This window comes from Jiangella endophytica, from assembly GCF_003427025.1.
GTDB lineage: Bacteria > Actinomycetota > Actinomycetes > Jiangellales > Jiangellaceae > Jiangella > Jiangella endophytica.
The window spans coordinates 371,426-389,610 of the sequence record NZ_QVAI01000005.1; the positions used below are offsets into that span (position 1 = coordinate 371,426).

Below are 18,185 nucleotides of genomic sequence, written 5' to 3' on the forward strand. Positions count from 1 at the left end.
AGACGACGGTGGCCGCGGGTGCGGTGTCGACGAGACGAGATTCCTCGGCGATCGGGCCCAGCCCTCCTCACGGCCCCGTCCCGGTGGAGGCCTCATCCGGGCCGGTCACCATGGCAAGGCTGACCGCCCCGCACACCAGGGCGAGTCGGACAGTCGCGCGACTCTGGACCTTGCCAAGGACGTGACCGACCTTGCCAAGGCGGGCCACACCGATGGCACGCCGGCAGGACCAGCGCCGGACACTCGCTCTCTCGTCACTCACGACGACGAGAGATCACTCGGGCTCGCTCGGCGCACTGCCGCCAGAACCCCGGCCGGGCGGGACTCCGGCACGGAATGCCGTCCCGGCCGCAGGATTCAGCCGGCGCGGGCGGCGATGAGTCGCTCGACGCCGTCGAGGATGAGGCGCAGACCGAAGTCGCGGCCGTTGTCCGGCGGGGGCGTGAGATCGTCGTCCAGCATGGCCCGCAGCGTCGGGAACCGGTCGGCGTGCTCGCGCAGCAGCGCCGCCTGACGCGGGTTGACCCACGGCTGCGTGCCGGCGGTGGACACCGACATGGTGGTGCGGACGTGCCCGCCGAGCATGCGGGCGAGGCTCATCCGCTCCGTGACGGTGAGGCCGGTCCGGGCGAGGACGGCCGCCAACAGCTCCGTCCAGGCGGTCTCGTTGGGGCCCATGACGCGGTCGCCCATGGTGACCCACGGCAGCCAGGGGTGCGCCTCCCAGGTCTGCCCGAGCAGCCGCACCCAGGCCTCGATGCGTGGACGCCAGCCGGTCCCGGGCAGCTCGCCGAGTGCCGGCGGCTCGCCGACGGCGAGGTCGATCATGGCCGCGACCAACTCGTCCTTGCCGGTGACGTAGCGGTAGAGCGACATCTTGGTGAAGTCGAGGTCGGCCGCGACCCGCTGCATCGAGACCGCCGCCAGGCCCTCCGCGTCGGCGAGGTCGACCGCCGCCTGGGCGATGCGCTCGAGGCTGAGCACCGGCTTCGGTCCTCGCGTGGGCCCTTCTCGCAGCCCCCAGAGCAGCTGGATCGTGCCGTCCGCCGTCGTGCCCGGGTCCGTCACCACGTGCCCTCACCTCCGTTGGCGAGAACTCTATCAAAATTGAGTCTTGCGGAAACAGTATCTGTAGGACACAGTTGGCTTCAGCCGGAAACAGTTGACCGGCGGACACAGATTCGGAAGGTGAGTGACCTCATGTCCCGCAAGCTCTTCGTCAACGTGTGCACCCAGGACCTCGCCCGGGCGACCGGCTTCTACACGGCGCTCGGCTTCGAGCTCGAGAAGGACTTCTCCAACGAGCAGGCCGTCTGCGTCGCCGTCAGCGACACGGTCTACGTCATGGCGCTGATCGAGGACTTCTTCGCGGAGTCGGTCACCAATGGCATCTCGGCCTCCGGCACGCAGGCGATCCTCGCGATCAACGTGGACACCCGCGAGGAGGTCGACGAACTGGCCGACAAGGCGCTGGCCGCCGGCGGGCAGAAGGCCAAGGACCCGTTCGACGAGGGCTTCATGTACGGACGCAGCTTCCTCGACCCTGACGGTCACCACTGGGAGCTGGTCTGGATGGACCCGAACGCCGACTTCTCCTGAGGCGGAGCCGGCCGCGATGAATTCGAGCGACTTTGTCAGTCCGTATCGGCACAATCATTCGCGGAGGACCCACGATGACTGACGTACAACCCGTCGCCGCCGGCCGGCAGCTGCCGCGCGCGCTGACGCCGTTCCGCACCCCGGCCTACCGCCGCCTGGCGGTGGCCCTGGTGCTGTCGACGTTCGCCAGCGGCGTGTGGATCGTCGCTCAGGTGTGGGAGGTCATCCGCCTCGGCGGCGGCCCGGCCCAGCTCTCGGTCGTCTCCACGGCGTCGGCCGTCGGCGTGCTGCTGCCGGCGCTGCTCGCCGGCGTCGTGGCCGACCGCGTCCCGCAGAAGACCATCCTGCTGTGCGTCGCCGGCATCGAACTGGGCGGCATGGCGTTGGTGGCCGTGCTGTCGCTCACCGACGTCACCCGGCTGTGGCACCTGGCCGTGGTCGCGTTCCTCACCGGCGTCGGCATGGCGTTCTACTACCCGGCCTACTCCGCGTGGCTGCCGGCGTTGGTGCCCGAGTCCGACCTCATGGCGGTCAACGGCTTCGAGGGCATGGTCCGGCCGACCATCGGCCAGGCGCTCGGGCCCGCGGTCGCCGGCGCCGTCGTCGGCATGGCCAACCCCGGTTCGGCCGTGCTGGTGGCCGCGGGGGCGGCGGCGCTGGGACTCCTGGCGCTGACCACGGTCCCCAAGACGCCGGTCCGCCGCGAGCTGCCGCCCGAGGCCGTCGCGCACCCCGTCCGCACCGCGCTGGCCGACATGCGCGAAGGGCTGGCATACATGTGGCGCACGCCGTGGCTGCTGGCCACGCTGCTGTTCGCCAGCCTGATGATCCTGGTGCTCATGGGCCCGCTCGAGGTCCTCACGCCGTTCATCATCAAGGACCGCCTCGGTGGCGGGCCCGGCGACCACGCGTGGGTGCTGGGCGCGTTCGGCATCGGCGGCGCGGTCGGCTCGCTGGTCGTGGCGTCCATGCGCATGCCGCGGCGCTACCTCACCTGGATGAACCTGCTCTGGGGTCTCGGCTGCCTGCCCATGATCGTCATCGGCTTCGCCGGGTCGGTCTGGGTGGTCATCGGGTCGGCGTTCGTGCTCGGTGCCATGTTCTCCGCGCCCATGGTCATCTGGGGGACGCTGCTGCAGCGGCGGGTGCCGCCGGCGCTGCTGGGCCGGGTCGCCAGCCTCGACTTCTTCGTGTCCATCTCGCTCATGCCGGTGTCCATGGCGCTGGCCGGCCCGATCTCCCAGGTCATCGGCCTGCGGGCGACGTTCGTCATCGCCGGTGTGGTTCCGGTCGTGGTCGCCGTCGTGGCGGTCGTCTGGGCCAGGCTCCCGGCCGACGAGCTCGCCCATCCGCTGCGCGACGACCCCGAGCCCGAGCGTGGTCCGGCGCGTGGGCCCGGCGACACGCCCGGTGACGACGCGGCGGCGGCCGTCCTGCCCGGCCCCGACACCGAGCGCGAGCCGGTGCCCGACCCCGTCTGACGGCGGGCCGGGGGTCGCTGTCGGCCGCCGGCCCTGCCCGACCTCGATGGCGAGAATCGCGTGAACCGGGCGCCGGGGCCGCTGAGGCGGGTCTCTCTACAGGGGTCGTCCCTGGATCACATCTAGCCGACAGCCGCGCCGCGGGCGAGGCTCTGCGCCAGCGCGGCCGCCGGGTCGATGAGGTTGACCGGGTTCCGGTGCGCCCCGACGAGCGTGCCGTTGCGGACGTGCGGGTTGCCCTCGTCGACGTCGCCGACGATGCAGGTGACGTTGTCGCGGCCGCCCGCGGTCAGCGCGGCGTCGACCAGCCGCCGCGCCGCGGCCGTCGGTGAACCCTCGTCCAGCAGCCCGGCGATGACGTCGTCGGGCACGAGGTCGGTGAGGCCGTCGCTGCACAGCAGCACGCGGTCGCCGGGTTCCAGGCCGACGCGGAGGATCGTCGCGACCGGCGTGGTCTCGGCGGCGACCGACCGCACGACGACCGAGCGGTACGGGTGGGTGGCGACGTCCTGCCGGGTGATGCGGCCCTCGTCGATCAGTTCCTGGACGAGGGTGTCGTCGCGGGTGAGCTGCTGCAGCGCCGGCCCGCGCAGCAGGTAGCCGCGCGAGTCGCCGAGGTGCGCCAGCGTGAACCCGTCGCCGTCGGCGAGCAGCGCCGTCAGTGTCGTGGCCATGCCGGCCCGGGCCGGATCGCGCCGCACGCCGTCGCTGAGGTGCGCGAACGCGTACTCGATGGCGTCGCTGAGTAGCGCGACCGGGTCTTGCCGCGCGCGCGACCCGAGCACGAACGACGCGATGACGTGGGCCACGCTGGCCGACGCGACCTCGCCAGCCGCGTTCCCGCCCACGCCGTCGGCCACCAGCAGGAGGCCGGCGCTCGCGTAGCCGGAGTCCTCGTTGCCGGGGCGCACGAGGCCGCGGTCGGACGCCGCCGCCGGGCGGAATCGGAGCATCGGCACCTCGTCCCTCGCCGGGATCGGATCCCCTCTCACCCTGCGTCGATTCGCCGCGGTGCGCAACCGCCGGCCCGCCGCCAGCGGCCGTCGCCTCATTGACACGATTCAAGACGCGCCCTACGCTCGCCGCAATGTCGAACACGCTTCGACATTGCCGAACGAGTCGAGCGGCCGGACCGGACGGCCGGAAACGGAACCGACGATGACTGACGACGACGTCGCGCGACCGATGGCCGCCGCCCCACGCCCGGAGCCGCGGACCGCGATCCAGGCGATCGATCGCACCGTGGCGCTGCTCGACGTCGTCGCGGGCGTCGGCTCGCATGGCATCGCCCTGCGCGATCTCGCCCAGCAGGTGGGGCTGCCGTCGTCGACCGCGCGGACGCTGCTGTCGTCCCTGGTGGCGCACGGCCTGGTCGCGCAGCACGCGAGCAGCCGTCATTACCTGCTGGGTTCCCGGTTCTTCGAGCTGAACCGCCGGTTCGTGATGCAGACCGACCTGTCCGCCGCGGCCGCACCGGTGCTGCGGACCCTCTGGGAGCGCACCCAGGAGACGGTGCACCTGGCGGTGTTCCACGGCTACCGCCGGGTCGACATCGCCGTCCTCGTCAGCCCGCAGCTGCTCACCATCGACCCGACGACGGCACGGTTCGTCGACGCCTCGGCCACCCCGCCGTACCGCACCGCGGCCGGCAAGGTGCTGTTCGCCGGCCTGCCGCGACCGGAGCGTCTGAGCATGCTGCGGTCCGCGCCCTGGCGCGACGACGCCCCGCCGGACGAGGCGGAGCTCATGGACGCCATGGACGCCGTCGCCACCCGCGGGTTCGCGACCAACCTCGAGGAGGAGGCGCCCGGTGTCTGCGGCGTCGCGGCACCGGTGCGCGATCACACCGGGCGCACCATCGCGGCGGTATGCGCCGGGTATCCGTCCGTCCGGCACACGGACGCCCACGCCGCATCGCTGCGCGACGACGTCGTCGATGCCGCCGCCGAGCTGTCGCTGATGCTCGGAGCCGACCCGGGGCAGGTGAGCGCATGACGCCGTACTACGACGTCGTCGTCGCGGGCGGCGGGACGGCGGGCGGCCCGGCGGCGACGCAGGCGGCCCGCCTCGGTGCGCGCACACTGCTGGTCGAGAAGAACGGCGCGCTCGGTGGAACCACGACGGTGGCGGGGGTGTCGCTGCCCGGCCTGTTCCACGCATGGGGTCAGCAGGTGATCTCCGGTATCGGCTGGGAGGCCGTGACGCGCTCGGTCCGCGAGGCCGGCCTGCGGCTGCCCGACTTCTCCCAGTGGGAACTGCCGCACCACCGGCTACAGGTCCGGGTGTCGCCGGCCGTGCTGGCGGCGGTGCTGGACGACACGGTGGTCGGCTCGGGGGCGGAGCTGCTGCTGCACGCCATCGTGGTCGAGGCCGCGTGGGACGGGACGGATTGGCGGCTGACGCTGGCGACCAAGGACGGCCTGCACCGCATCCGGGCAGGGGCCGTCGTCGACTGCACCGGCGACGCCGACCTCGTCGCGCTCGCCGGGCTGGCCCGCTCCACCCGTCCGCGCCGCCAGCCCGGCACCATCATGGTCCGGCTGGGCGGTTACGACCTCGCGGCCATCGACGTCGACGCGGTCCAGGCCGCGCACGACGACGCGGTCAGGCGCGGCGACCTCCTGCCCGCCGACCTCGCTCACAACCCGGTCGCGAAGTTCCTGCGGGTGCGGGGCGAGAACGCGATCCACGTCACCGGCGTGCAGGGCGGCACCAGCCGCGACAAGACGGCCGCCGAGGTCGCCGGTCGCCGCACCCTGCTGCGGATCCTGCGCTTCCTGCGACGGCAACCCGGCCTGGAGCAGGTCGTCATCGAGTCGTGGGCGATCGAGACCGGCATCCGCGAGAGCTGGACCATCGACGGCCACGCCACCATCACGCTCGACGACTACGCCAGCGGCCGCGCCTGGCCCGACGCGCTCAGTTACAGCTTCTACCCGATCGACGTGCACCGGCCGGACGGCGACGGCATCGACATCCGGCCGCTCGCCTACGGCACCCTGCCCACCATCCCACGCGCGGCGATGATCCCACGCGGATCGTCCCGGCTGGTCGTCGCCGGTCGCGCCATCAGCGGCGACCAGGAGGCGTCGTCCGCGTACCGGGTGCAGGCGTCGTCCATGGCCATGGGCCAGTCCGCCGGGGTGATGGCGGCACGCGCCGTGGGCCGCGGCAGCGACGTCCTGGACCTTCCGCTCGACCTGATCCACGACGACCTGCGCGCCCACGGGGCGATCCTGCCCGGCGACGTCGTCGTGCCACCCCTGCCGACCAAGGAGACCTCATGACCATCGACGCCGCTCGGTCCCGTCTCGCCCGTGTCCTGATCCAGCGGGCCGCTCTCGGCACCGCACTCGTCGTGACGCTCGGCGCCTGCGGATTCGTCAACTCCGGCGACGACTCGACCGAGGACGGCGGGTCGGGCGGCAGCCTCACGGCGTACGTCAACACCGAGCAGAACACCGGCCTCGCGCCGCTGATCGAGGCGTACGAGGAGGAGACCGGCGCGACCGTCGACGTCTCCTCGGCCACCACCGACGAGTTGAACCAGCAGCTGCGGGTTCAGCTCACGTCCGGGACCGCGGCGGACCTGATCCGGGTCTCGCCGGGGAACTCCAGCCCGGTCGCGGTCGGCGTGCTGGGTCGCGAGGGCGAGCTGACGGACCTGTCCGACGCGGCGTGGACGGACGAGCTGGGCGACGACACCCGCGCCCTCGCCGAGGTCGACGGCGAGGTGCTGGCCTTTCCGGTGAGCCGCAACGCCATCGTGATGGCCTACAACCGGCAGGTGTTCGAGGACGCGGGCGTCGAGGTGCCCACGACCTGGCAGGAGTTCGTCGACGCCTGCGCGGCGCTGGACGCGTCCGGCGTCACGCCGATCGCGGCGCCGTTCCAGGGCGGCATCTTCTTCCAGTTCTGGGTCTACGCACTGGCCGGGACGCTGGTCTACGCCGAGAACCCGGACATCGACGCGCAGCTGGCCGCGGGGGAGACGACGTTCGCCGAGAACGCGGAGTGGGGCGAGGTGTTCGCCCGCATCGCCGAGCTGCGCGACGCCGGGTATCTCTCCGACGGCATGCTGGGCATCCCAGCCGACCAGGGGATGCAGTCGGTCGCGACCGGCGACGCGGCGATGGTGCTGATGGTCTCCGCCGGCCTGCCGCAGCTGCACGGCTACTCCGAGGGCGGCGCCGACGCGTTCGGCGTCTTCGCGTTGCCGGCAAACGACGACCCGGAGGCGACGATGGTCCCCGTGGCGCCGGACTTCCTGGCCGTCAACGCGGCCGCCGACCCCGAGGCGGCACTGGGCTTCCTCGACTTCCTGGCCGAGCCGGAGAACGTCGCGACCTACGCGAACGAGATGGGCGTGCTGCCGGGCCTCGCCACCGACGTCACGCTGGACAGCGACGTGCTGGCGCCGATCGAGCCGCTGCTCGCCGACGGGCGTTCCGTCGCCTACGCCAACTACCTGTGGCCCAACGGCGACGTCCAGCAGACCATGCTGCAGTCCGGCCAGGAGTGGCTCGACGGCGCCCTCGACACGACGGGGCTGCTCGGTCAGCTGGACGCCGAGTACGCCAAGGGCCAGTCGTGACCCTGACCGCCAGCCCGCCGTCGACCGACGGCGGGCCGGAGGTCGCCCGCCGCCGGTCCCGCCGGGCGAGCGTCCCGTACCTGCTGCTGGTGCCGGCGCTGCTCTTCTACGCGTTCGTGGTGCTGTGGCCGACGCTGCAGGGCGCCGGGTACGCGTTCACCGACTGGGCCGGACGACGGGAGACGCCGGGCTTCGTCGGACTGGACAACTTCACCGAGCTGTTCTCCGCCCCCGCCGCCCGCTCCGCGCTGCGGAACACGCTGGTCATCGCCGTCTCGACCACGATCGTGCAGACGCTGGTGGGCCTGGCGCTCGCCCTGGCGCTGCACTCGGCGCTGGCCAGCCGGAACCTGCTGCGGACCATGTTCTTCGCCCCGGCACTGCTGCCGCCGGTGATCATCGGGTTCCTCTGGCAGTACATCCTGACCCCGGCCGGTCCGCTGAACGACGCGCTCGGCGCTGTCGGGCTCGGCGGGCTGGCCCAGAACTGGCTCGGCGACTCCTCGGTGGCGCTGGCCAGCGTCATCGGCGTCATCATCTGGCAGAACGCCGGCCTCACGATGGTCATCTACCTGGCCGGGCTCGAAGGCGTGCCGCCCGAGCTGCACGAGGCGGCCACGATGGACGGCGCCGGGCGCTGGCAGCGGCTGCGGCACGTGACCCTTCCGCTGCTCCTCCCGGCCACGACGATCGCGCTCTCGCTGACGCTGATCGGCAGCCTCAAGCTGTTCGACCAGGTCTACGTCATGACGGGCGGCGGCCCCGGCTACGCGACCGAGACCCTGTCCGTCGTCATGTACAAGGAGGCGTTCGTGTCCGGCCGGTACGGCTACTCCACGGCCATCGCGCTCGTCCTGACGATGATCGTCTTCGCGTTCGCGCTGCTCCAGCTGCGTGGCCTGCGCCGGTTCGAGGTGCAGCAGTGAGCGCCGTGGAGGTCCGGACGACGCGGCCGGCCGGCGGCGACGTGCCGCCGGTGCGCCGGGCCCGGCGTCGGTGGACCCTTCCGCGCATCGGCGCTGAGCTGGGCATGCTCGCCGTCGCCGCGATCTTCCTGTTCCCGTTCTACGTCTTCCTCACCGTGGCGTTCAAGACGCCCGCCGAGCTGGCCCGCTCGCCGTTGTCGCTCCCCTCGGACCCGGCGCTGGCGAACTTCACCGAGGCCTGGCAGCGGGGCGACCTGGGCACGGCGATGGTGAACTCGGTCGTGGTGACGAGCCTGTCGGTGCTGCTGCTCGTGGCCTGCGGCTCGCTGGCCGCGTACGTGCTGGCCCGGCGCGGCACCCGGCTGGGCTACGGGACGTACCTGCTCTTCCTGCTGGGCCTGATGATCCCGCTGCAGCTGGGCATGGTGCCGCTGTACCAGCTGATGCGCGATCTCAACCTGCTGCAGACCTACACGTCACTGATCATCTTCGAGATCGGGCACCAGCTGCCGCTGGCCGTGTTCCTCTACGCCGGGTTCCTGCGCGCCCTGCCCCGCGACTACGAGGAGGCGGCGCGCGTCGACGGCGCCGGGTCGCTGTCGGTGTTCCGGCGCATCGTCTTCCCGCTGCTGCGCCCGGTGACCGGCACGGTCGTGATCCTGTCGGCCATCAACATCTGGAACGACTTCCTGACCCCGCTGCTCTACGTCGGCGGGAGCCCGCAGCAGACGCTCCCGGTGGCGATCTTCGCCTTCCGCGGGGAGTTCGCCAGCCAGTGGCAGGTGATCTTCGCCGGCATGGGCATCGCGATCGTGCCGATCCTCGTCATCTACTTCCTGCTCCAGAAGTACATCATCAAGGGCTTCGCCAGCGGCATCAAAGGCTGACGGCCCGACGGACCCGGCCGCGCTCGCGGCGGAACGGAGGCACCATGGCAGTCGCAGGAGCCCGGCCGAACCGGCGGACGCTGATCGTCGGCGGGGTCGCCGGACTGGTGGGCGGTCTGGCCGCCACGCGGGGTGCTCAAGCGGCCCCCGTCACCACGGCCGGCGGCGACCCCGGCAGCGGGCCGCTGGCCCGGCTCGCGCCGCTTCCCGCCGGCGCGCCGTCACGGGCGGGCTTCGCCGCGGCGGAACAGCGGTACGCGCCGTACCTGGTCACGCTGGCCGATATGGTCAACGACATCGACGACTCCGACACCGAGCTGCGGGGGTTCATGGCCGGTGGCTGGTGGCGCACGCCGGTCGAGTCGTTCAACGCGCGGATCATGGAGCACGTCGCCACCCTGGCCTGGTTCCACGGCGCCGACCGGCCGTGGAACCCGTACCGTCACGACCCCGTCCTGCTCGCCCGCCTGGACGCGGCCATCGGCTACTACCTGCGGCTGCAGCACGACGACGGTTCCTGGTCGGAGTTCGCGCCGGACGAACGGTCGCGCGCGGCCACGGCGTTCGCCCTGGGCTACCTGAGCAAGACGCTGCGGCAGCTGCGCGACGCCCGCGCACTGCCGGAGCGCGGCGCCGAGATCAGCGCCGCGCTGCACCGGGCGATGACGTGGTTCCTCGACCCCGGCAACAGCGGCGTCTGGCAGGACGGCATGGTCGAGTTCGCGAACCAGCCGGCCGCCGGGCTCGCCGGCGCGGCCAAGGCGCTGAACCTCGACCCGGACGCCGGCCTGCGCCGCCTGCTCGACGACCGCATCGCCTACTACGCCGCCCACGCGCAGAGCCCGGCCGGATTCCTCTACGAGCCGCGGGGCATGGACATCGCCTACAACCTCAACGTCACGCTCACCGAGTTCCACGAGATCCACACCGAGGTCGGCCGGCCGGTGCTGCTGCCGGTCGTCCGCCGGCTCGCTGAGTGGCTCGGTCACACCGTCGTACCCGAGCCGGACGGCGCCGGGCTGGTCTCGTTCGCCTCCGGCGCCGCGCGCACCCCCATGTACTTCCTCGACCCGGTCACGCCGGACCGGCAGCAGCGCGACCTGGGATCGGTGTTCGCCCGCTCGGTTCCGGGTCTGCGTGTGTTCTGTCCCGCTCAGGAGGACCGCGACGCCCAGCGGGCGGCGTGGGCGGCGGCATCGGAGCCGGTGGCGGCGCTCGCACCGGGCGACACCAACCCGCGGATCCCCGCGAACATCCCCTACGGCGAGGGGTACCCGAGCCGCCGGCAGCGCGACGTGGCGATCGCCGGGCTGCCCGCCGTGCGGCACAGCCGGTTCACGCAGCTGCGGGCCGACCCGAACGACCAGCACTACCTCTTCCTCCGGCGACCGTCGTACTACCTGCAGGCGTTCCTGGGCACCCGGCCCAACGGCGTGGTGCGGGCCGGCCTCGGGCTGCTCTGGCATCCGGACGCCGGCACGTTCGTCCACGGCGGGCAGAACTCGAACACCGAATGCTGGGCGACCGTGCTCCCGGGCGGCGGCACGGACGCCGCGTCGAACCTGACGCCGGTGTACTACGACGGCCCGGCCGGCACCGGGCCGGTCGTCGCCCCCGACCGGGTCGCGGCGGTCCGCGGCGATCTCGGCCTGCGCTGGACGACGACGAGCGGCAACGTGACCGTCGCGGCGCTGTTCACCGACGCCGGGATAGTGCGGGAGATCACGACGACCATGGACGCGGTCGAGCAGGTCCCGCTCGTCCTCCGGCCGGACGACCAGGTGCGGTGGTCGACCGGGGACGAGGTGGTGGCCGGAGTGCCGGCCGCCGCGACGGCCGGCTCGCTGGCGATCACCCGCGGCGACGTCACACTGACCATCGACTGGGGGCAGGCGGCCGACGCCTCGGTCACGCCGGCCACACGGACCTACTTCCTGGACGAGTCGCGCCGGCTGCACATGCTCCGCATCCCGCACGGCCGCGCCGGCCGGATCGCCTACACGTTCACGTCTGCGGGCGTCGCACCAGGCGGATGATCGGCAGCTCGCGGTCGGTCTTGGTCTGGTACTCGGCGAAGCGCGGGGAAGCGGTGGTGATCTGGTGCCAGGCTTCCTCGCGCTCGGTGCCGTGGAGCTGCTCGGCGGTGACGGGGATCTTCTGGCCGGCGACCTCGGCGTGAACCTCGTCGGGGTGGGCGGCGAGGTTGTAGTACCAGGCCGGGTTCTTCGGCCCCCCGGCCGCGGAGGCGACGATGAGCCAGCTGTCGTCGGGGCCGGGGAACCAGCCGACCGGCGTGCTGCGTTCGGTGCCGGACTTGCGGCCGACGGTGGTGAGGACGAGCGCGTTCATGCCCATGAACCGGCCGCCCTTGCGGCGGATGCGGTTCATGGCGCGGTTGTTCAGCCAGCGGAAGAACGGGCTGGCGCTGGGCTGGCGGGCGCCGCGGGTTCCGTTGCGGGTGTCGAAGCTCATGGGGTGGTCCTCGGGGTCGTGACGGGCTGGTGGACGGTGCGCCGGGCCCGCACCTCGCGGTCGTGGCCGAACGGGCGGCCGTCCAGGTTCCGGCTCCACGAGTGGGTGGGGGTGACGCGCAGGGCGCCGTCGACGAGTTCGGCGGCGCCGTAGATCCGCAGGTAGGGCGGCGTCCACGGACGCTGCGCGAGCAGGTCGTCGATGACGAGGGCGACCTTGGTGCGCCCGGACCGCACGTTGTCGGTGAAGGACATCCAGTCGACCTCCCTGCTTGGTTAGCTACGCGTACTGTACGCATCATTAACTATCTCTGGGATGTACCGTATTCCGTGTGGACGACAGCGGGCAAACGGCGACGTCGGCCGGCCTGGTCACCGCGCCGCACGTCCTCGACGGCGAACAGCCGCTCGACGTGGCGGACGCGCTGGTCCGGCTGTCCGGCCTGGTGCAGGGGCTCTACGCGCGCATCGCCGAACGTCACGACCTGACGCCTGTACAGGCGAAGTTGCTGTGCATCGTGGCCGATCGCCCTCGGGGCATGGCCGACCTCGCGCGCTGCTTCGGTGTCGAGAAGGCGGCGCTCACCGGCCTGGTCGACCGCGTCGAACGGCGCGGCCTGGCGGCCCGGTCGTCGGTGCCCGGTGACCGGCGCGCGGTGCAGGTGGTGCCGACCGACGCCGGCCGGCAGGCGTCGGCCGCGTTCCACGCCGAGGTCAGCGCCGAGCTGAGCCGGCTGCTGGAGCCGTTGAGCCCGGCCGGCCGCGACCAGTTCCGCGCGGCCGTGGCCCAGATCATCGCCGCCTGCCAGGGGCACGGACCCGACGACGGCACCGGCTGACGGCAGCGGCCGGCTCAGGAGGGTCGCAGCGGCCGGTAGTCGATGACGGTGATGCCCTCCTCCGCCAGCACCTCGCGGGCGCGGGCCGAGGTGAGGAAGGCGTGGTCGGTCGCGCGCACCTGCCAGCCGGCCGGCTCGATCGCCCGCCACTCCGGCGTCGCGAGCGCCGGGTGCACGGCCCACTCGCTGAGCCCTGCCGGCAGGTCGCGGAGCAGACGCTCGTAGGTCGCCGCCTTGTCGTCCGGGTCGAGGGCGAAGCTGTCGACGAACGCGTGGTCGACGACCGGCCGGCCCTGGACCCGCGCCGCCGCCCGTCCGTCGTCCAGCCAGGCGCGCACTGCCAGCCCGTGCTCCGCGGCGAGCGCCAGGCCGAGCTCGAACACGTCCGCCCGTCCGCCGTCGGCGAGGCAGTGCCAGTCCAGGTGGGTCGGCGCCAGCCCTTCCCGCAGCACCGCGTCGAGCTGGGCGCGCAGCTCGCGCTCGACCTCGTCGAGACGGGCGCGCGCGAGCAGCCGGTCGCGGCCGGCCGGGGTGTTCGTGAACAGCTCGCCGGTCGCAGTATCGAGCAGCGACGGCACCCGCTCGCGCGCGGCGACCGGGCCCCAGGCGGAGTCGTCCGCGTCGCGGATGATCGTGAGATGGACGCCGAACGGCAGCCACGGCCGGTCGCTGAGCAGCCGCATCGCGTCGGCGGCACCCGGCGCCGACACCATGAGGCTGGCCGAGCCGGCGATGCCGTTCTCGACGGCGTCGACGATGCCCGCGGTGACCGCCGGGTGCATGCCGAGGTCGTCGCAGTTGACGATCAGGACGCGCTCAGACGGCGCGAATCCCAGCGTCTCTGCGCCCTCGGCCGGCATCGGCATCTCCTCCGCGCACGAGGATGTCACCCGTCGGCCACCCCTGGATGAGTGAGTCCGAGTGAGGCTCTGCACTTCGGTGCGTTGGTCGGTTGCGCCCGGGTTCGCCGGAGCTGGCGGCATTCACCGGAGGCAGTCCTCTACCCACCTGTTCTCTCAGCCGCCGTCGGGGTGACGGGCCATCATGAGCCGTTCTGGTGCATCACGAGGCATGCATGCCTGGTGGAGCGGGAGAACGCCTGGTGTTGTACGCGCTCCCCAGGCACGCTGCGGCCCACCACCGAACGATCGGACTCACTCGGCTAGCGCGGTCGCGCCGGCCGGGGATCGATGAAGGGCCGGGGTCCGCCGTCCGTCAACCGGGTCAGGAACAGGCCGATGCCGGCGGCTCCGGTGGCGTAGTCATTGGAGATCTTGTCCAGCGATCGGCTCGGCCAGGCCGTTCCCTTCTCCTTCGGGACGCGGAACCACGAGATCGTCTCCGCCACGTCCAGCGCCCAGTCGGCATAGCGTGGCTCGGCCGTCGCCCGGTACAGGTCGAGCATCAGCTCACCGATGCCGGCCAGCCCGTCGAACAGCCCGGGACTGACCGTGAACTTCACGTACGCATCCGTGCAGATCCTCGCCGCGAGCTCCGCATAGCGCCGGTCGTGCGTGCCCTCGAAGAAGCGGACCACCGCGCTGCCCACGCCCGCGCTCCCGTGCAGCCAGTAGGGCCGCAGCAGGTCGTCGCCCTCGAACCGGCGCCACAACCAGCCCAGCTCCGTCTCCGTGCGCGCCTCGAGATCGAACTCGAGGCCCCGTACCGCCTCACTCAGATAGGCGGTCGTGCCGGTGGCCTGGTAGAGACGGAGGAGGTACACGGCGATGCCGCTCGCGCCGTAGCCGAGTCCGTAGTGCACCCGATCGTCCAGGCCACACCGCCAGGCGGTTCCGCCGTCACGCCGGGCTCCGCTCGCGATCAGGTGGTCACCGGCGCGGACCGCCCAGTCCAGGTACGTCTGCTCCCCGGTTGCGGCGTACAGGTGGAGATCGACGAGTCCCCACCCGGCGGCGCCCACCGCGATGCCCGGATCCGTGAAGAGCAACGGCGACCGCCGCTGCTCCCGCATGATGCGCGCCGCCTCGGCGACCAGGCCGAGTTCGGCGAACGTGTACGCGACGCCCGCGAGCCCGAAGAAGAGGCCGGGCGGGTAGGAGTCCGAGTCGATCTCGTGCGCCAGCATCCAGTCGACGATGGGCTCGGGAACGCCGGTCGTGGTCTGGCTGAGGAGGAACAGGGCCGTGCCGCAGGCGCCGTAGGCGACGTTGAGCGGATTCGTGGTGTAGACGGCGGCGTCCGCCGGCCAGAGGCGATCCGTCCGGTCCGGGTCGGCGGTCGACAGCACGTAGTCGACGGTCCCGCGGCGCAGCGCCGAGAACTCGCCCGGCCGGGGCCGTGCCGACGCCCCGTCGCCGGTCACGTCGCGACCCGCCACTCGCGCAGAAGGGCCTGCGCCGCCCGCGGCCGGCCGTCGACGAGCAGATGGATGAGCTGCCGGACCTCGTCAGGCACGCCGAGGCGGACGAACCGGTCGAGGAACAGCTCCATGGCGCCGGGCTGGAGCCCGAAGAGCGGGTTCACCGGCACCACCGCGTGGTAGAGCACCATGGCGGCGGCGTAGAAGTCGTCGTCCGGGCCGAGTTCGCCGCGCTGCCCGCGGTCGGGCGCCGCGAAACCCGGGGTGCGCCACGCGGCCGCGAACCCGCGAATCTCCGGCCCGTCGTCGACCGTGACCGCGCTCTCGAAGTCGATCAGGCCCACCTGCTCGCCGTCGTCGTCGATCATGACGTTGGCCGGCGACAGGTCGCCGAGCAGGACACCGCGCTCGTGGACGGCGAGCACCATCGCGATGAGCCGCTCGGCCACGTGGGTGAAGAGTGGCAACCATTGCGCGAGCCGGTGCGGCCGCCGGATGTAGGGCGCCAGGATGATCTCGTTCCGGGCCCAGTAGTGCCGGAGGCTGCGCCCCGGGAGCCGCTGCTCGACCAGGAACGTGTGTCCGCTGTCCTCGAAGATCTCGACGACCGTCGGCACGAAGGGCAGCCCGGCGAGCCGGCGCAGGATCGCATGCTCCCGGTGCAACAGGTCGACCGCGTCCCAGGTGGTCTCGCCGATGCTCCAGTGGTGGGTGAACGGGCGGGCCTCCTTGATGATGACCGGTGTCCGGCCGGCCGCATCGATGCCGACGTAGATGCCGCCCGCGTTCGAGAAGCTGACGGCCGACTCGATGGTGTAGCGGCCGTTGAGGGCGAGGGACGAGTCGACGTTGATCTCGCCGCTGCGGCCGAAGGGGTCCTCGACCCAGCCGGGCAGCTGGAAGTACGGTCGCCGGTCGTCGGGCTCGAACACGCCGGCCGGCGACACGAGGCACGGGGTGTGTGTGCCGTCGAGGTTGACCCGTTTCGGCGAGGAGAAACCGCCGTATCGGTAATGGACGACCGAACTGTCCTTGTATCGTCGGTCGGAAAGTATGTGCGGACCGACGACACCGGCAGATCGGGTCGCCTGATAAAGCTGCTCTATCAGTCCTCGAAACGCCGCGTCGTCGGGTGGGTAGATCGTAATGAATTTCCCCGATCCGCCCCGCGACTGGCGTTTAGAATTCAGCACCTGCAAGATCGTCGGATCGCCGGCGACCTTGAAGTCGACGCGCCAATCGGCGCAGATCGGCGCGACGACTCCGAGGACGGTCGACGCATTCTGTGGAATCGCCGAGATGTGTATCTTGAAACCCTGCTGGCGCTGCGTTCCGGAGCCGGAGTCCTCGGGCGTGGCATGAAGCCAGACGTCATACCTGCTGATCAGCCAGTTGTCCGGGAGCAGCGTCAGCAGTTGGTTGCTGTACTCGTCAGACGGCGGGCGGCTGGCCAGCGGCTCGAAGACGTACGGGTGCCAGAAGAAGTTCGGCGCGCGCATCGCACGAACAATGTGCTGTTGTCGGCGTTCGGTGCGGCACGGCTACTGAGGCGCAACCTCTGGTTCGGCACGCATGACGGCGCAGTGATTGCTGAACGTGCTGTTGCCGCAATGATCCGAAACGCCGCTGTTGGCGAACCCTCTGCCGCCTTCCGCATCGGAGACATCCAAGCGCTGCAGTCCGAGCATTTGCTCCAGCCTGTCCAGGCGAGCGCTGAGGTCGTTGTCTGCCATGATCAAACCCCCCATTCGACATGATCGACATTTTGATCGTAGTCCCAGGAAAATGGGTTGACAAGGGTGTCGGGCGTATGCATATGGCGATATCGGGTAGTCGCGAGTGAGGGCCGTGGCGGCACGCCGGGGCACGGGGCTCGACGCGGCCGTGAGCCGGTCCCGCCGCCGGCCGCACCCACCGAGCCGACGGTGCGCGACGATCGCCCGGTGCCACAGGTCGATGACGCCGACGAGGTCCGGCGACGCTACGAGCAGCAGACGGCCGCGCTCGTCGGCCGGCAGATCCTGGGACGTCGGGCCGGCCATTCGGCAGAGAGACGGCCTGCGCGTCTCTGAGCCCCGGACGTACGGCATCCCGGTCGCCCCGCGCCTTCGACGTCAGCGCCGGCCCCATGTGGATCGTCGCGGCCATGCCGCGGTGGCCGGACGTCGACGAAGTGCTCGTGGGCGGGGACGAACTCATGGTGGTCTTCACGCCCGACCGCATGCGCAGGATCGGTCTCCGGAGGCGGACTTCGTCCACTCGTGGGCCACCGAGACCGTGCCCGGACATGAAACAGCTCAGAGGAGATCCTCTGAGCTGTGGGCGTTGCGGCGGTCCTGACGGGACGTGAACCCGCGACCTCCGCCTGACACTGCGGGGCCTCGCCGTCGCAGCCGAGAGTGCTTCTTGCTGAGGCGCTCAGGGCGTCCATCGGCTGTGTTCCGGATCGCAGAAGACGGTCTGCTCGGCCGCCCCGCCAGGTAGGCACTGGCCGTCGATCAGCGCTCGATCCCCAATCGGCTCGGTCAAGGTCACGTCATAAGGGACCCATTCGTTGCCTTGGCAGTCCGCTGCGTCGGGGTCCTCGGGCTCCACCTGGAAGGTGACGACGATCTCGGATTCCCCGAACTCGACGTCGGGCGCCACCACGTCACCGGTGACCCCGCTGTTGCATGCGAGACGCGAGACAATCGCTGTGAAGCCGGTGGATGAGGTCGTGAGCCGCTGATCTGACTGCAGTTCCCACACGGCAGGGGCACGGTCCACTGCGGGGGCCTGCGACCTTGCGTCACTTGGTTTCGAATCGGCACACGCCGAGAGCATCGCCAACGCACCCATCCCCGTGAGGACGAGCGAGCCGATGGATCCCGGAGCGGGTTCGACGAGCCGCACAGGTCGAATCATCCGCCAGGCCAGGGCCTGACGCCAGGGCGAAGGGCGTCCGGTGGCCGCCTCCGCCCGCTGAGGAGACCGGCTCCGGACATGAAAACAGCTCAGAGGATGGCCTCTGAGCTGAGGGTGTTGCCGGCGGTCCTGACAGGACGTGAACCCGCGACCGAGGAATGATC

General features: G+C 71.5%; 18 protein-coding genes. 9 read left to right on the plus strand and 9 right to left on the minus strand.

What is annotated here, in order from left to right; translation table 11 throughout:
- Nucleotides 1-357: 357 nt before the first annotated feature.
- Nucleotides 358-1,071: a TetR/AcrR family transcriptional regulator gene (locus tag DZA62_RS13590; RefSeq protein WP_198663721.1), complete on the minus strand. Its 714-nt coding sequence runs from the start codon at nt 1,069-1,071 to the stop codon at nt 358-360.
- A 129-nt stretch (nt 1,072-1,200) separates the two neighbouring features.
- Here DZA62_RS13590 and DZA62_RS13595 point away from each other — a divergent pair, with 129 nt between their 5' ends.
- Together DZA62_RS13595 and DZA62_RS13600 are read left to right on the plus strand one after the other, a co-directional pair.
- On the plus strand, nt 1,201-1,599 hold the full coding sequence (locus DZA62_RS13595) for a VOC family protein (protein ID WP_116949415.1): 399 nt from the start codon (nt 1,201-1,203) through the stop codon (nt 1,597-1,599).
- A 74-nt stretch (nt 1,600-1,673) separates the two neighbouring features.
- Nucleotides 1,674-3,080 carry an MFS transporter gene (locus DZA62_RS13600; RefSeq protein ID WP_116949416.1) on the plus strand — a complete coding sequence of 469 codons (1,407 nt, stop codon included), beginning with the start codon at nt 1,674-1,676 and terminating at the stop codon, nt 3,078-3,080.
- A 122-nt stretch (nt 3,081-3,202) separates the two neighbouring features.
- Here DZA62_RS13600 and DZA62_RS13605 read toward each other — a convergent pair whose 3' ends face one another.
- Nucleotides 3,203-4,033, minus strand: coding sequence for a PP2C family protein-serine/threonine phosphatase (locus DZA62_RS13605; protein ID WP_157987660.1), 831 nt, complete (start codon nt 4,031-4,033; stop codon nt 3,203-3,205).
- Nucleotides 4,034-4,238: 205 nt separating this feature from the next.
- Here DZA62_RS13605 and DZA62_RS13610 point away from each other — a divergent pair, with 205 nt between their 5' ends.
- The 6 genes from DZA62_RS13610 (at nt 4,239) to DZA62_RS13635 (ending at nt 11,523) form a co-directional block, all read left to right on the plus strand.
- Nucleotides 4,239-5,075 carry an IclR family transcriptional regulator gene (locus DZA62_RS13610; protein WP_116949418.1) on the plus strand — a complete coding sequence of 279 codons (837 nt, stop codon included), beginning with the start codon at nt 4,239-4,241 and terminating at the stop codon, nt 5,073-5,075.
- On the plus strand, nt 5,072-6,367 hold the full coding sequence (locus DZA62_RS13615) for an FAD-dependent oxidoreductase (protein WP_116949419.1): 1,296 nt from the start codon (nt 5,072-5,074) through the stop codon (nt 6,365-6,367). Before DZA62_RS13610 ends, DZA62_RS13615 begins: the two co-directional genes overlap by 4 nt.
- Nucleotides 6,364-7,674, plus strand: coding sequence for an ABC transporter substrate-binding protein (locus tag DZA62_RS13620; protein WP_116949420.1), 1,311 nt, complete (start codon nt 6,364-6,366; stop codon nt 7,672-7,674). Before DZA62_RS13615 ends, DZA62_RS13620 begins: the two co-directional genes overlap by 4 nt.
- On the plus strand, nt 7,671-8,600 hold the full coding sequence (locus DZA62_RS13625) for a carbohydrate ABC transporter permease (protein WP_116949421.1): 930 nt from the start codon (nt 7,671-7,673) through the stop codon (nt 8,598-8,600). The genes DZA62_RS13620 and DZA62_RS13625 overlap by 4 nt, the downstream gene beginning before the upstream one ends.
- 104 nt (nt 8,601-8,704) lie before the next feature.
- On the plus strand, nt 8,705-9,487 hold the full coding sequence (locus tag DZA62_RS13630; RefSeq protein ID WP_116949519.1) for a carbohydrate ABC transporter permease: 783 nt from the start codon (nt 8,705-8,707) through the stop codon (nt 9,485-9,487).
- A 44-nt stretch (nt 9,488-9,531) separates the two neighbouring features.
- On the plus strand, nt 9,532-11,523 hold the full coding sequence (locus DZA62_RS13635; protein ID WP_116949422.1) for a hypothetical protein: 1,992 nt from the start codon (nt 9,532-9,534) through the stop codon (nt 11,521-11,523).
- Here the strand turns inward: DZA62_RS13635 and DZA62_RS13640 are convergent.
- Together DZA62_RS13640 and DZA62_RS13645 are read right to left on the minus strand one after the other, a co-directional pair.
- Nucleotides 11,492-11,959, minus strand: a complete 468-nt coding sequence (locus DZA62_RS13640) for a nitroreductase/quinone reductase family protein (protein WP_198663723.1) — start codon at nt 11,957-11,959, stop codon at nt 11,492-11,494. The two genes, DZA62_RS13635 and DZA62_RS13640, sit on opposite strands and share 32 nt — an antisense overlap.
- Nucleotides 11,956-12,213, minus strand: coding sequence for a PNPOx family protein (locus DZA62_RS13645; protein WP_198663724.1), 258 nt, complete (start codon nt 12,211-12,213; stop codon nt 11,956-11,958). The genes DZA62_RS13640 and DZA62_RS13645 overlap by 4 nt, the downstream gene beginning before the upstream one ends.
- 77 nt (nt 12,214-12,290) lie before the next feature.
- Between DZA62_RS13645 and DZA62_RS13650 the strand changes: the two genes are divergently transcribed.
- Nucleotides 12,291-12,797, plus strand: a complete 507-nt coding sequence (locus DZA62_RS13650) for a MarR family winged helix-turn-helix transcriptional regulator (RefSeq protein WP_116949423.1) — start codon at nt 12,291-12,293, stop codon at nt 12,795-12,797.
- Between the two features lie 14 nt (nt 12,798-12,811).
- Here DZA62_RS13650 and DZA62_RS13655 read toward each other — a convergent pair whose 3' ends face one another.
- From DZA62_RS13655 to DZA62_RS13675, 5 genes are all read right to left on the minus strand, one after another.
- Nucleotides 12,812-13,657 (minus strand): carbohydrate deacetylase, encoded by an 846-nt coding sequence (locus DZA62_RS13655; RefSeq protein WP_198663725.1) that lies wholly within the window; start codon nt 13,655-13,657, stop codon nt 12,812-12,814.
- Nucleotides 13,658-13,959: 302 nt separating this feature from the next.
- Complete coding sequence (locus DZA62_RS13660; protein ID WP_157987661.1) at nt 13,960-15,120, minus strand: lanthionine synthetase C family protein; 1,161 nt, start codon at nt 15,118-15,120, stop codon at nt 13,960-13,962.
- Nucleotides 15,117-16,616, minus strand: a complete 1,500-nt coding sequence (locus DZA62_RS13665; RefSeq protein ID WP_116949426.1) for a class III lanthionine synthetase LanKC N-terminal domain-containing protein — start codon at nt 16,614-16,616, stop codon at nt 15,117-15,119. The genes DZA62_RS13660 and DZA62_RS13665 overlap by 4 nt, the downstream gene beginning before the upstream one ends.
- A 42-nt stretch (nt 16,617-16,658) precedes the next feature.
- Nucleotides 16,659-16,850: a hypothetical protein gene (locus DZA62_RS13670; RefSeq protein WP_157987662.1), complete on the minus strand. Its 192-nt coding sequence runs from the start codon at nt 16,848-16,850 to the stop codon at nt 16,659-16,661.
- Nucleotides 16,851-17,535: 685 nt separating this feature from the next.
- A complete protein-coding gene (locus DZA62_RS13675; protein WP_116949428.1) occupies nt 17,536-18,009 on the minus strand; it encodes a hypothetical protein in 474 nt (157 codons plus the stop codon).
- Nucleotides 18,010-18,185 lie beyond the last annotated feature (176 nt).